The following is a 12,706-nucleotide window of genomic DNA, read 5'->3' as shown; positions in this document are numbered from 1 at the left end:
ACGTTAACCCAATAGCGATATTGAATGTGATGAATCTTGATCCAGATCATTATTGAAACATTTATTTTTCGCCTTTTCGACAACTACCCGACAGTTGAAGTCGTCCAATGCCGCTCAGGCGGCGGCTGCACCAACGGTAAGAACCAAGACGGGCCGGCGCAGAGTTGGGTTTGAGTATCATTTCGAAACAAACTATGCTGCGTCGCAGAAATCGACTCGGCCACTGGTAGAAGTTTACGGTGGTGGCGCATGTGTTTTCGATGGTTAGAGGACAGGCTCATGGTGACCAATGTGCAGAAGACCTCGTTGAAACTTGGGTCCGAGATGGCTGAAAATGCGGCTGCGGTTCAGGGCCGAACGGTTGATATCGTAACCCGCGCGCTGGATCGGTCCGGCATACAGTGGACCCTGTTGTCCCAATCCGCCCGGCGGCAATCGACGCGGATTGCCAAAACGCATTCAGAGCGGGCCCGTGATCTGATGCAGGGCTTTGCCGAGGTTTCGCAGCGCATAGCGCGTTCGCAATCGGTGGTCGACGATTGGGCGACTTATCTGAAAGACGCCACCCAGCGCGTGGTGCTGACCATGGACGCGCTGCGCGAACGCGGAGATGTTTTTCTGGAGCATGAAGCTGCGGGTTGCCCGCCGGTGCTGATCTATGACTATGAGGTCATCGTCGATGGGACGGCCCTGAAACGCCCCTGCAATTACCAACTGCTGCGCATCCTGCCGCCCAAAGGTATAACCATTGACGACACTCGGCGTCCCTACATCATCATCGATCCGCGTGCCGGTCACGGCGGCGGGATCGGTGGATTCAAACCAGACAGTCAGGTTGGCGTCGCCCTGTCAAAAGGGCATCCGGTTTATTTCGTCAGTTTCGGACGAGACCCTGTGCCGGGGCAGACTCTTGCTGACGTTATGCATGCCGAGGCCGGGTTCGTGCGCACTGTCCGCGCGCGCCATCCCGACAGCCCGCAGCCGGTCGTGGCCGGCAATTGCCAAGGTGGCTGGGCCACACTGCTGATGGCCGCCTGCAACCCGGACCTGACCGGGCCGCTGATCCTGAACGGCGCCCCCATTGCGCCGTGGTCGGGCGAGGTAGGGGAAAATCCAATGCGCTATAACGCAGGAGTTCTGGGCGGCGCTTGGCAACCGATGTTCTGGTCGGATGTTGGAGCGGGCGTGTTCGATGGTGCCAATCTGGTGATGAATTTCGAGCAGCTGAACCCCAGCCGGAATTATTTCGGCAAGTATTTCGACCTCTACCGCGACCCGGATGGTGGTCGGAAACGCTTCATAGATTTCGAACGTTGGTGGGGTGGCTATTTCCTTTTGAACGAGGCCGAGATTCACTGGATCGTCGAGCAATTGTTCGTCGGCAATCGGCTGATCAAGAACACCGCTCAGTTGGAGCCGGGCGTGCCGATCGACATCAAGGCGGTCAAAGGCCCGATATTTGTCTTTGCCAGCCAAGGTGACAACATCACCCCGCCCCAGCAGGCACTGAACTGGATTGCCGCCACATACGCAGATGAAGAGGAAATCCGTCTGCGCGGTCAGCGGATCATCTACATGTTGCATGACGAGGTTGGCCATCTGGGCATCTTTGTCTCGTCCAAAGTGGCGCGGAAGGAACATACGCAGATGGCTTCGACCCTGGAAACGGTCGAAGCAATGGCGCCTGGCCTCTACGAGATGGTGATCGAAAACATCCAAGGTGAAGGCCAGGATAAACAGTTCGAGGTTCGGTTCTATGACCGCACACTCGAGGATGTGGCCGCGTTGGACGACGGTCAGCAGGATGAGGGCAGCTTTGCCGCGGTGGCCCATATGTCCGAAGTGCAGGCGAACGCATATGAAACCTTTGGGCGTCCATTTGTGCGGTCCGTGTCGACACCGATGGGCGCAAAGGCGTTGCGTGATCTGCATCCTCTGCGCGTTCAACGCGCGGCGATGTCCTCGGAAAATCCGATGATGAAGGGGGTTGCACAATTGGCCGGCCTGACGCGCGAACAGCGCGCCCCGGGGGCAATTGACAACCCGTTTCTTGAGATGGAAAAGCTGACCGCCGACTGGATCGAACAGGCCATGGATCTAGGCCGCGACCTGCGCGATGCCTGGTATGAAGGGATGTTCTATGCGCTTTGGGGCGGTCCATTGGCCGCGTGGTTCGGCCAGAAAAACGCTGCCCACCGTACCTTACCTGATCCTGAAACCCTGAAAGCCCTGCCCGAGGTTGAGGCGGCTTTGGCGCATATGAAACAGGGCGGGCTGCCCGAGGCCGTGATCCGGTTGTTGCTTTTGTTGGCCTCAAGCAACCAAAGCTTCCGGGCTGAAATTCTGCATCGCTGGGCGCATGTGTTCCAACATGAGGCCCCGTTCAGGGAACTCACCGTTGAAGACCGCCAACGTATGTTGCGCGAACAGACAGTGATTGTCACTTTTAACGAACAGGGTGCGATAGATACGTTGCCCGACCTGTTGCCGCGGGTTGCTGATAGAAAGCAGGCGGTTGATCTGCTCAAGCGTATTCTGGGCGAAATTCCAGACCCGTCGCCTGAGCTTGTCGAGATGGCACAAGCACTGTACGACACGCTTGATCTTGCTGAGATCAAACAGAAATCCGGAACTCTGTCCAAATCTCAAGGGCGCAGTTCGGCTGCTGCGAACAAGGCCAAACAGAAATGAAAATAACGGAAAACCGCACCTACGCGCAGATCAAGGTCGGGGACGTGGCGCAGGTGACGCGTTTATGCACGGTTGACGATCTTTATGCTTTTGCCTCGGCTTCGGGCGATCATAACCCGTTGCATCTGGCCGGGTATGATGGCGATGGCGATGGCCACCCCGAGGCAGTGGCCCCGGCCCTGTGGCCTGCTGGCCTGATTGCGGCAATCCTGGGCAATATCCTGCCCGGCGCGGGTACCCAGGCGCGCTCGGCAAACCTGTTCTTTCATGCACCGGTACTGGCAGATGACGAGGTGACCGCCACGCTGACCGTGACCGAAAAGCGAGACGATGGCGATCTGCTTTGTGCGACCGAAGTGCGCCGTGTGGGCGACAACGCTCTGATCCTCAGCGGTGAAGTGCAGGTGACGCCGCCGGCCAAACACCTGACCTTTGACTCGGTTGACGTGCCCGGTCTGATTGTTCAGCGCCATCGCCATTTCGATGCGCTGATCGCAAAGGCAAAGCCTCTGGATCCGATGCCCACGGCCGTGGTCGCCCCGGAAGAGCCAAACTCGCTGGGCGGCGCGTTGCTGGGGCATTCCAAGGGTATTATTGCGCCGATCCTTCTGGGTGATCCTGACAAGATCGCTGCTGCAGCCGCCGAGTTGAAGACCGATCTGTCGAATATCGAGATCATTGAAGCCCGCAGTCATGAAAACGCCGCCCACCGCGCCGTGGATCTGGTGGTTGAAGGCAAAGCGCAAACCCTGATGAAGGGGCATTTGCACACCGATGTTTTGCTGCGCGCGGTTCTGCGACGCGACAAGGGCCTGCGAACGGGCCGTCGCCTGTCGCATGTGTTTGTGATGGACGTGCCGGGCTTTTCACGGCCCATCATGGTGACGGATGCGGCCGTGAACATCGCCCCGGACCTCGAGACCAAGGCAGACATTGTGCAGAATGCCATCCATCTGGCGCATTCCATCGGGATCACGACGCCAAAAGTTGGGGTGCTTTCGGCGGTTGAGACGATCAATCCGCATATGCCCTCGTCTGTGGATGCGGCGCTGTTGTCGAAAATGGCCGAACGGGGTCAGATCACCGGCGGTCTGGTCGATGGTCCGCTTGCGATGGACAACGCGGTTGATCTAAAGGCGGCGCGGACAAAAGGCATCAAGTCCGCAGTCGCCGGGGCGGCGGATATCCTCGTGGCCCCGAATATCGAAGCGGGAAATATGGTGGCCAAACAGCTGACTTACATTTCCCATGCCGAGGCAGCGGGGATCGTGGTGGGTGCCGCCGCCCCGATTATTCTGACGTCGCGGGCGGATGATGATGCCTCGCGGTTGGCATCATGCGCGGTGGCGTCGCTGCATGCGCAGGCAAACAAGGGTAAAATTCATGGCTGACCACGTGCTGGCGCTAAACGCCGGGTCGTCTTCGTTGAAATTCGGGCTGTATGAGCTGGTCGAAGGCAACCGCCCCAGCATGCGCTGGCACGGCCAGATCGAACGCTTGGGGGATGCGCCGCGCCTGTTGGCGGAATCTGCCGGGGGGCGCTCGATCAACCAGGCGCTGACTGAAGCCAAGGGCCATGACGAGGCAATCCAGGCCTTTCTTGACATGACGCGCGAATATCTGCCGGACATCCACATCCGGGCCATCGGTCACCGGGTTGTGCATGGGGGGACGGTGTATTCCGAACCCGTGCAGATTGACGACAAGGTTTTGGATACTCTGGCTGGGTTCATTCCCTTTGCGCCGCTACACCAACCCTTTAGCCTGGCCGGTATCCGTGCAGCCAGCGCCGCCTTTCCCGACACGGTTCAGGTGGCCTGTTTCGACACCGCCTTTCACCGCACCCATCCATGGGTAAACGATACCTTTGCCCTGCCGCAGAGCTATTACGACAAGGGCGTACGCCGGTATGGGTTTCACGGCCTGAGCTATGACTACATCACGAAAAAGCTGAAAGAGATAGCGCCCAGCCTTTATGATGGCCGCGTGGTCATTGCGCATCTTGGCAATGGCGCGTCGATGTGTGCTGTGTCAGGCGGGCGGGCCGTGGCGTCGACCATGGGTTTTTCTGCGTTGGACGGCCTGCCGATGGGCACCCGCAGCGGTCAGTTGGACCCGGGGGTTGTGCTGTACATGATGCAGCAGGAAGGGATGAGCGCGGATGAAATCGCCGATATGCTCTATCGCAAATCCGGCCTGCTGGGTCTGTCGGGGATGTCATCGGACATGCGCACACTGCTGGCCGCCGAAACGCCCGAGGCCCGCAAGGCAATCGATTATTATGTTTTTCGCATTCGCCGAGAGCTTGGCGCCATGTCAGCTGCGCTGGAAGGGCTGGATGCGCTGGTGTTCACGGGCGGCATAGGTGAAAACGCAGTCCAGATCCGTCAGCGGGTTTGCGACGGAATGCGTTGGATCGGGATTGAGATGGACCCCAACAGAAACGCCGACAACGGCACGGTTCTGTCGACCGATTTCAGCCGAGTCCGAATTCTGGCAATCCCCACGAATGAAGAGATGGTGATCGCCCGTGCCGCAGCCCGGATGGTGCAATAGTCGCTATTGCTCGGGTTTGTCTTTGCGACGCTTGGCGTATTTCAACAACGTGCTCAGAATGGTGCTGATGACATCAGGTGTCAGGGCGCCCAGCGGGTCGCGGCGGATGCCCGTTACCGTATTGCGCGCGTCGGACAGAGTGTCTTTGACCTCGGTCTCGATATCCATCAATGCCATATCACGCAATTCGACCGCGGCCGTCGTATCTGCCTGCGCGTTCTGCGTGTTGGCCATCAGAACCAGGATCACGCCCAACAGCAGATTGGCCCCAGCCATGATCAACGCGGCCAGCGGTTTGGACAGGGTTGCGGACAACCAGAAAAAACCGGCCACGTTCAGCATGATGACAGCCAGCCCCACGGCCAGCCCCGCCGCAGCGTAGAACCCGGTCCGCCGTGCGGCCACGGCAACGTGGCGTTGGGCAATCAACCGTTCGGCGCGCAGAATGATCGAGATATTGCGGGAAATGCGGCTCATGTTCAGGCTCCTACCGGGATCGGCCTAGCAGATAGCCAAGCGTAAAAATGCCAAGCGCAAACAGGATCGGCCTTTTGTGGGGCAGATCCTCCAGCTCGGTCAGGGCTTCTTCAAGCTGTCCGGTCCAGTTGTCGATGTTCTCGGCAATCCTGTCGGCAACTGTGTCGTGCGGTTCCGGCGTGTGTGCCTGCTCGCGGGTCGCAGATTGCTCGGCCAGTTGGCGACGTAGATCGGCAACTTGCGCTTCAAGCTCGGCTTTCGTGACCATTGGACCGTCCCCCTAACAATTGCTGCGCCCATGGGTCAGGGTTTGAACCCTCACCCATGGTTTTGCAGCCCATGTTAATGCGTTTTTCCGTTTTAAGAAAAGGGACTTATCATTTTACGGGTCGGGTCAGCCTGAAAACCGCGTATCAAGCGTAGTAATCCGCGACCAACAGAAAATCCGGCGCGACGTCTTCTTCGATGGTAGCAAAGCGCGGGATTGGGTCTTCGAACACGTTGTCGGTGCGGTCGTCATTGACGGTCGAGACCTCGCCAATCAGGCAGTCGCCCCGTTCCGCCCAAAACGCGTGCCAGATGCCGGGCATCAGGGTTACGCTTTCGCCGGGTTTCAAGCGCAGCAACTCGCCGGGCCGGATTGTGACGGGGCAACTGTCGCTGGGCACAACAACAGGATTTTCACGGTCGATACCGCCTTGCGGGTCCGAGGCATAGATTTCCATCACCAGATCACCACCGCCGCGGTTTATGATGTCTTCGGCTTTGATGATGTGGCGGTGCATCGGCGACAGCTGTTTGTCCCGCGATACCAGCAGCTTTTCGGCATAAAGCATGCCCCGACCACTGTTCAGATCGCCCACATCACCGTTGCGCAAGGTGAACAGGAACAAGCCCAATTCATCAAAGCGGCCCTGCCCGTAGTCGGTGACGTCCCAACCCAGCCCGCGCTCGCGAATGCCTGCGGCTTTGTCGCTGCGCATCTGGTCGGGGGACCAGTTGGCAAAGGGGGGCAGGACCGCGCCGAAGGATCGAATAAACGCCTCGGCCTCGGTTTTAATGGCGTTGATGTCAGAACGTTTCATTTAGGTCTCTTTGGGGTTCAAAGCTCGTGCGCCCAGGGCGGGTTGGCCCCGGCGCGGGATACGGTGATGGCTGCGACCTCTGCGCCTTTGGCCAAAGCGGCCCGTAGGTTTTCGGCGCCCAGGGTGCGTAGAGCGGTTTTGGTCAGGTGCCCGCCGCGCTCCAGCTCGGCCAGCACACCAGCGTTGAACGTGTCACCTGCACCGACGGTATCGACAACCTGAACCGGTCGGACGGGGACTGAGGTTTCGGACCCGTCCGCCAGATAGCCTGACGCGCCGTCACCGCCACGCGTTACGATAACAACGGAAGGCCCGGCCTGAAGCAACAGCGGCACTTTCTCAGTGATGCTTTCCGGGCCGGGAATGATCCAATCCAGATCCTCGTCCGAGACCTTTACGATATCCGCCTGTGCGATCATCCGGTTTAGACGGGTGCGATACCGGGTTTGATCCTTAATGAAGTCGGGTCGGATATTGGGATCAATCATCACCGCCCGATCCGCCCCTTGCCGGTCCAGCAATGCGGCGTAAGCGTCGGCGCAGGGCTCGCAGGCCAGGCTGATCCCGCCGAAATACAGCGCTGAAATAGCGGGAAGCTGATCCGGCATATCCTCGGGCATCAGCATGCGACCTGCTGAGTTTTCGTCGATAAAGCTGTAAGAGGCGTGCCCGTCCTTCAACTGCACAAAGGCCAGCGTCGTGGGGCGATCCGATCGGACCACATGGCTTGCATCCACATGGCTGGTCTTCAGAGCATTGGCCAGCTGCTCTCCGAACAAATCCGAAGACAGACCAGTCAGCAGCCCAACCGGCGACCCCAGCCGCCCCAAGGCAATGGCTGTGTTAAAGACCGCGCCCCCGGAATGGGGCACAAAGCCTTCACCGCCCGAAATAGTCGGGGTGGCGATCATGTCGATCAGAGCTTCACCGCAGCACAGGATCATGCCGGGTCCTTTCTGTATTGTGGGATCAGGCGGTCATATTAACGCGCGAGCGCACTTTTACAGAAATTGTTAGCGCCAACAATGCCAAATTCGTCCTGTTCCGAAACATACAGGCTCATTGATCGCCGCAATTCGCTGAACCGCCCGCCCGCGTTGAACGCATCGCGGAAGGCATCCTTGAACAGCCAGCGGTTTTTCTCGGCCACACCGCCCACAAGGAACACACCGCCCACAGGCATCAGCACGACGGCAAGATCACCCATCACTGCGCCCAGATGGGTGGTGAACATATGCGCTGATTTTTCGGCGATCGGATCTATCTTCGCGCGTGCGTCATCAAGGATGTCTTTCGCGCTGCGCATTGGCGTGTCGGCCTGTCCGGCGGCCATACCGGTCGCACGGTACAGGATCGGCAGACCTGTACCGCTGAGAAACATTTCCGCCTCAAGCACCAAAGTATCATCAAAGAAACAATCCGGCGCGATGTGCCGGGCGGCTTTGAAAATCTCGACCTCATCCACATGGCGCGGTGACAGGCCGATATGGCCGCCTTCACCGGATGCGGTGTGATACCGGCCTTCGGAGTTGAGCAACGCCCCAACCCCGAGACCTGTGCCGGGACCAACAACCAACCGGGTGCCGGGGGGTGGGGTCGCGGCGCCTTGCAACACCTCGACATCATCGCCTGTGATTTCGGCCACCGACCACGCGGCGGCGGTAAAGTCGTTGATGACAAAGGTATGCTGCGCACCCGTGGCCTTGCCGATATCACCCTCGGACAGGTCGAGCTTTGCATTCGTCAGGCGGATCGTTCCGTCTTTCACTGGCCCGGCTCCGGCGGCCACCACGGCGCGTGGATCGGTGCCGATCTCATCGCGCAGGGTGTGAAATGCATCAAGCAACTCGGGCAGGGTGCCGGTAGGGTACTTGCGCAGATCGGTCAGCTTTCCGTCAGCGATCACGCCCAAGCGCGTATTGGTGCCGCCGATATCCGCGACCAAGTTCCAATGCGCACGCATGGCCCCAGGTGGTTGAGCCAGCGGCAATGATACAGCGCCACCAGACAGGGCGGGTTTAAGGATGTTGTACGACCCCTTCGGTTTGCTCTCTGGCGCATAGGAGGCTGTGTCGACCCCGTCTTTCGGCTCTGCATGATCAGAGGCCCAATTGCCCCGGTCCAGCACAGACCGGACAAATACCCCCTTCACCGGAACACCCTGTTTCAGTGCGTCCTGCACTGCCGATAGATGTTGGTTAAGATCGTCACCCCACCAATCCCCGTGCAAACTTTCGCGGCCGGCCATGCCGGTGACAAAGATAGGCCTGTCTTGGGTGTAGTCATGCTGAAAACGGCTGAGGTCGGCGGCAGATGGCCAATGTGTATCAAAGGTCAGACCGCACCAATCAACGCCAGTTCCAATGGTTTCCATGTCGCTCTGCCAGCTTGCCGGCAGATGACGCTCCAGCGATTCAAGCGCCATTGCAGGGTAGGTCTTGTTGAACACACCAGCCGGACAGAACCGGTTGAGGATGTCACCAAGCAGATCGGTGGCGGGGTCCTTGGACGGTTCCCCGCGTGCTTGATCGAACACAACCCCAAGATTGGTCATGCCCAATCCTCGCATCGCTTCGATGGCACACCCATGGGCCAATAGCATGTGATGCCTTGTCCGGGCGACGGCGCGGGTATTGTCGGGGTCAGGCGTCTGATAGGCGAAATTGCACAACCTGCCAATGCCAGCCGGGACGCTGATCGGCGCAACGCTGTACATACGGTCGCCGACGCGCCCCATGACGATTTCAGTGAAACCCGCAAACCAATCGGCGATGTCGCGGTTACGCCATCCGCCCAGATCCGCCAGCGCCGCAGGCAATTCCCCCTGATTCAGTAGTGCGCAAGGTCGAAGGCCACGCGTTAACAGCGCGTCGGTCAGACGATCGTAGAAATCCAGGCCGGTCTCGTTCATCTCCCTGCGCCCTTCGGGCAGAACGCGGGCCCAATTGATTGAAAATTGATAACAGTCAAACCCGGCTTCGTGTACCCGATCGAATTCCTGTTCGATCTGGTGCGCAGAGGTTGCCACGCCAAAGAGGAAATCCTTTGGGAAATCGGAACGGGTATAATTCATGGTCAAAACCTGTTTGCGCCGGTTGGGCCGCCACCTAACAGGTCGGCCCGATGCATTCTAGATGTTAGCGGTATCATGGATGGATTAGTGTGTTTTGTCAGCACTTTTGGCGAAATACCAGCCCCTTTGGGCCGAATCTTGACAAAAGGGGTGTTGCTGCTTCAACGTTATTGAAACGTTTCAATCGAGGGTCATCCAGTAAGCAGATGCGGATAGCGGCACAGCTTTATACCGTCAGGCAACTCGGGGGTCTGGCTGCGCAGTTGGATCTTATCCGCGCTTGCGGTTTTGCGGATGTTGAAACGATTGGGTTTCACGATCTATCTCCTCAAAATATGGCTCGGCAGTTTGCACAGGCGGGCCTGACCGTCCGGTCGGCACATTTCGATTGGGAGGAATTCGAAACCCGGTTTGACGATATTCTGACCTTGCTTGATCTTTTGAACTGCCCGGTTGCCGTGATGCCCTGGCTGGCGCCACAGACCCGCCCCGACTCGGTAGCAGGGTGGCGCAGTGCGGCGGACCGACTCTCGGACTGGGCGGCGCGATTGGCGGGCCACGGGGTCCGACTGGCCTATCACAACCATGATTTTGATTTGGTTGGCCCTGCCCGGGAAACGCCTTTGGACCTGATCCTGGCGCATAACACGCTGCATTGGCAGCCCGATATCGGATGGTTAGCCGTCTCGGTGCCGGACCCGGCCGCGGTGTTGCAGCGGTACGCGGGGCGGATCGTGTCGGTACACGCCAAGGATGCGGAACCGGCTGCGGGGCAGGGTGATGATCGCTGGCGTAATCTGGGACGGGGCGTGGTGGACTGGCCCCGGCTATTGCGCATTCTGAATGACAGCCCCTGCAGCGATCTGTTTGTGGAACACGATGAAACGCCCAACCATGTCGAAACCTTGCGGACGGGGCGGGAATTTCTGTTGGATCAGATGTCTTCGGAGGTCGGATAATGGCGCGCGCAACGATCAAGTCGATCGCCAAGGAAACGGGCTATTCCGTCGGCACCGTCTCGAACGCGCTACGGGGGGCTACGTCAGTTCGGGAAGAAACGCGGCAAGAGATTCAGGCTGTAGCCACGCGTCTGGGGTACCGTGTTAACATGGACGGGCTGAAACTGCGTACCAACAAATCCTACCGTATCGCGGTGCTGGTCAGCGTGTCATCGGACGCAGCAGAGGAATGGGAAGGGGTGGAATTCACCCGCATTCTGGCCGGTATCTCTGCGTCTTTACGGGGTTCGCGATATGAGATGTCTGTGTTCAACGTGGCCGGCCTGCCGGATGCCATGGCCGTTCTGGCGCGGATTGTTCAGGACGGTTTGGCCGATGGTGTCATCTTTTCGGGCACATTGCAGGACGACCCGCGCATCGCATTCTTGCAGCAACACAGCTTTCCTTTCGTGACCATGGGTATGAGCGACAGCGAGGCACCGCATGCCTATGTCGATTTCGACAGTCAGGCGGCTGCGTTTGACGCCACAGCGCGGTTGGTGGGATTGGGGCACCGGCGAATTGCGCTGGTGAATCCCCCGGTCGAATTGATCTATGCTGCGCAACGTCAAACCGGTTACGAACAAGCTCTGGCCAATGGTGGCATTGCGCCTGACCCAGCGCTGATTTTCAACGGCCCCACAACCGCTCGTACTGGGCAGTTGTGTTTTGAGGCTCTGATGCAGCTAAGCGACCGACCCACGGCCTGTATCTGCGCGAATGAGGCGATGACACTAGGCGTTTTGTCCGCAGCCCATGCTGCGGGTGTGCAGATTGGCCGGGACATGGTGGTGATTTCCACCGATGACCTACAACTTAGCCGATATTTCGTACCCCCGCCCAGCACCTATTATGTGCCCATCGAAGAAACCAGCCGTTTGCTGGGCGAGTATATGTTGAAAGCTTTGGACGGGGCCGACCCGTCCGAGACCCAGAAAAAGATCAGGGCCACGCTGATCGAGCGCCAACCTGACACCCCTGCGCCACAAAAGGCGCCCACAACGTAAACCAACTCAGGAGGACTTGAAGATGTTTAAAACTCTACTGGCCGCAGCGGCCGTGACCGCGATGGCAGCCCCCGCAGTTTTTGCCGCCGATCTGGACGGGCGTGTTCTTAAAATCGGAACCGACGCCACCTATCCGCCGATGGAGACCGTAGACGAGACAACTGGTCAGATCGTGGGTTTCGATGTGGATGTGATGAATGCGATCTGCGAACAGGTCAATTGCGTCCCGAATTTCGTCAACACCGCGTGGGACGGCATCTTTGCCGCGCTTCAGCAGGGTGAGTTCGATCTGGTGATCTCGGGCGTGTCGATCACGCCGGAACGCGAAGAGACGATGGATTTCTCGGAACCCTATATTGTGGTCAGTCAGGCCATTCTGTTGCAGGTCGACAACTCGGACATGACGCTTGAGGATTTCAAAGCCGGTGGTCAGAAACTGGCGGCGCAGACCGGCACCACCAATGCGCAGCTGGCCGAGGAACTAGTGGGGCGCGAAAATGTCAGCCTGTATGACAACTTCTCGGCCGCGATCCTGGCGCTGCAAAACGCTGATGTGCAGGGTGTGATCATCGATGGTACCTCGGCCGCCGCATACGAGCAGGAGTTTGCGGGTGAGCTGACCGTGGGCATCACCGGCCTGCAATCCGACCCGCTGGGCATCGTGTTTCAGGAAGGCGACGCCACAGTTGATGCCATCAACGAAGGATTGGCCGCGATCAAGGCCGACGGCACGCTGGACAAGTTGGTCGGCAAATACTGGGGCACTGAATAACCCGGTCTGAACCGTTATGGCCCGGTGCCTGTTGCAACCGGGCCACC

The 12,706-nt window shown here is 58.9% G+C and carries 13 protein-coding genes; 7 read left to right on the top strand and 6 right to left on the bottom strand.

All coding sequences use genetic code 11. The features are described from left to right. Positions 1-36 precede the first annotated feature (36 nt). The 4 genes from AB1A64_RS01210 to AB1A64_RS01195 all read left to right on the top strand — a co-directional run bounded on the left by AB1A64_RS01210 (position 37) and on the right by AB1A64_RS01195 (position 5,247). Positions 37-174: a hypothetical protein gene (locus AB1A64_RS01210; RefSeq protein WP_366549719.1), complete on the top strand. Its 138-nt coding sequence runs from the start codon at positions 37-39 to the stop codon at positions 172-174. 105 nt (positions 175-279) lie between these two features. Beyond that, positions 280-2,691: a DUF3141 domain-containing protein gene (locus AB1A64_RS01205; protein WP_366549718.1), complete on the top strand. Its 2,412-nt coding sequence runs from the start codon at positions 280-282 to the stop codon at positions 2,689-2,691. After that, positions 2,688-4,082 (top strand): bifunctional enoyl-CoA hydratase/phosphate acetyltransferase, encoded by a 1,395-nt coding sequence (locus AB1A64_RS01200; RefSeq protein WP_366549717.1) that lies wholly within the window; start codon positions 2,688-2,690, stop codon positions 4,080-4,082. Before AB1A64_RS01205 ends, AB1A64_RS01200 begins: the two co-directional genes overlap by 4 nt. Further along, the gene (locus AB1A64_RS01195; RefSeq protein WP_366549716.1) at positions 4,075-5,247 is read left to right on the top strand and encodes an acetate/propionate family kinase; all 1,173 of its coding nucleotides are present in this window, start codon (positions 4,075-4,077) and stop codon (positions 5,245-5,247) included. The genes AB1A64_RS01200 and AB1A64_RS01195 overlap by 8 nt, the downstream gene beginning before the upstream one ends. A gap of 3 nt (positions 5,248-5,250) precedes the next feature. Here the strand turns inward: AB1A64_RS01195 and AB1A64_RS01190 are convergent, their stop codons facing one another. From AB1A64_RS01190 to AB1A64_RS01165, 6 genes are all read right to left on the bottom strand, one after another. Then, positions 5,251-5,724, bottom strand: a complete 474-nt coding sequence (locus AB1A64_RS01190; RefSeq protein WP_366549715.1) for a hypothetical protein — start codon at positions 5,722-5,724, stop codon at positions 5,251-5,253. Positions 5,725-5,734: 10 nt separating this feature from the next. Beyond that, the gene (locus AB1A64_RS01185; protein WP_366549714.1) at positions 5,735-5,992 is read right to left on the bottom strand and encodes a hypothetical protein; all 258 of its coding nucleotides are present in this window, start codon (positions 5,990-5,992) and stop codon (positions 5,735-5,737) included. A 145-nt stretch (positions 5,993-6,137) separates the two neighbouring features. Beyond that, a complete protein-coding gene (locus tag AB1A64_RS01180; protein WP_366549713.1) occupies positions 6,138-6,809 on the bottom strand; it encodes a D-lyxose/D-mannose family sugar isomerase in 672 nt (223 codons plus the stop codon). A 17-nt stretch (positions 6,810-6,826) separates the two neighbouring features. Continuing rightward, positions 6,827-7,753 carry a carbohydrate kinase gene (locus AB1A64_RS01175; RefSeq protein ID WP_366549712.1) on the bottom strand — a complete coding sequence of 309 codons (927 nt, stop codon included), beginning with the start codon at positions 7,751-7,753 and terminating at the stop codon, positions 6,827-6,829. A gap of 38 nt (positions 7,754-7,791) precedes the next feature. Then, the gene (locus tag AB1A64_RS01170) at positions 7,792-9,882 is read right to left on the bottom strand and encodes a family 1 glycosylhydrolase (RefSeq protein ID WP_366549711.1); all 2,091 of its coding nucleotides are present in this window, start codon (positions 9,880-9,882) and stop codon (positions 7,792-7,794) included. A 191-nt stretch (positions 9,883-10,073) separates the two neighbouring features. Further along, positions 10,074-10,199 carry a hypothetical protein gene (locus tag AB1A64_RS01165; protein WP_366550254.1) on the bottom strand — a complete coding sequence of 42 codons (126 nt, stop codon included), beginning with the start codon at positions 10,197-10,199 and terminating at the stop codon, positions 10,074-10,076. On the opposite strand from AB1A64_RS01165, the gene AB1A64_RS01160 reads away from it, so the two are divergent. Genes AB1A64_RS01160 through AB1A64_RS01150 form a run of 3 tightly spaced genes read left to right on the top strand, consistent with a single transcriptional unit; the run spans position 10,146 to position 12,659 of the window. After that, on the top strand, positions 10,146-10,841 hold the full coding sequence (locus AB1A64_RS01160) for a sugar phosphate isomerase/epimerase (protein WP_366550243.1): 696 nt from the start codon (positions 10,146-10,148) through the stop codon (positions 10,839-10,841). The two genes, AB1A64_RS01165 and AB1A64_RS01160, sit on opposite strands and share 54 nt — an antisense overlap. Further along, on the top strand, positions 10,841-11,887 hold the full coding sequence (locus AB1A64_RS01155; RefSeq protein ID WP_366549710.1) for a LacI family DNA-binding transcriptional regulator: 1,047 nt from the start codon (positions 10,841-10,843) through the stop codon (positions 11,885-11,887). Before AB1A64_RS01160 ends, AB1A64_RS01155 begins: the two co-directional genes overlap by 1 nt. Before the next feature lie 22 nt (positions 11,888-11,909). Then, a complete protein-coding gene (locus tag AB1A64_RS01150) occupies positions 11,910-12,659 on the top strand; it encodes a basic amino acid ABC transporter substrate-binding protein (protein WP_366549709.1) in 750 nt (249 codons plus the stop codon). The last annotated feature ends 47 nt before the right edge of the window (positions 12,660-12,706 follow it).

The sequence above is a fragment of the Ruegeria sp. ANG10 genome (genome assembly GCF_040705255.1).
GTDB lineage: Bacteria > Pseudomonadota > Alphaproteobacteria > Rhodobacterales > Rhodobacteraceae > Ruegeria.
This window is presented reverse-complemented; position numbering and strand designations above follow the sequence as displayed.

Bases quoted from the DNA above. Each gene is read 5' to 3' on its own strand.
- AB1A64_RS01205 (WP_366549718.1), top strand. From the start codon at position 280: ATGGTGACCAATGTGCAGAAGACCTCGTTGAAACTTGGGTCCGAGATG.
- AB1A64_RS01200 (WP_366549717.1), top strand. From the start codon at position 2,688: ATGAAAATAACGGAAAACCGCACCTACGCGCAGATCAAGGTCGGGGAC.
- AB1A64_RS01195 (WP_366549716.1), top strand. From the start codon at position 4,075: ATGGCTGACCACGTGCTGGCGCTAAACGCCGGGTCGTCTTCGTTGAAA.
- AB1A64_RS01190 (WP_366549715.1), bottom strand. From the start codon at position 5,724: ATGAGCCGCATTTCCCGCAATATCTCGATCATTCTGCGCGCCGAACGG.
- AB1A64_RS01185 (WP_366549714.1), bottom strand. From the start codon at position 5,992: ATGGTCACGAAAGCCGAGCTTGAAGCGCAAGTTGCCGATCTACGTCGC.
- AB1A64_RS01180 (WP_366549713.1), bottom strand. From the start codon at position 6,809: ATGAAACGTTCTGACATCAACGCCATTAAAACCGAGGCCGAGGCGTTT.
- AB1A64_RS01175 (WP_366549712.1), bottom strand. From the start codon at position 7,753: ATGATCCTGTGCTGCGGTGAAGCTCTGATCGACATGATCGCCACCCCG.
- AB1A64_RS01170 (WP_366549711.1), bottom strand. From the start codon at position 9,882: ATGAATTATACCCGTTCCGATTTCCCAAAGGATTTCCTCTTTGGCGTG.
- AB1A64_RS01155 (WP_366549710.1), top strand. From the start codon at position 10,841: ATGGCGCGCGCAACGATCAAGTCGATCGCCAAGGAAACGGGCTATTCC.
- AB1A64_RS01150 (WP_366549709.1), top strand. From the start codon at position 11,910: ATGTTTAAAACTCTACTGGCCGCAGCGGCCGTGACCGCGATGGCAGCC.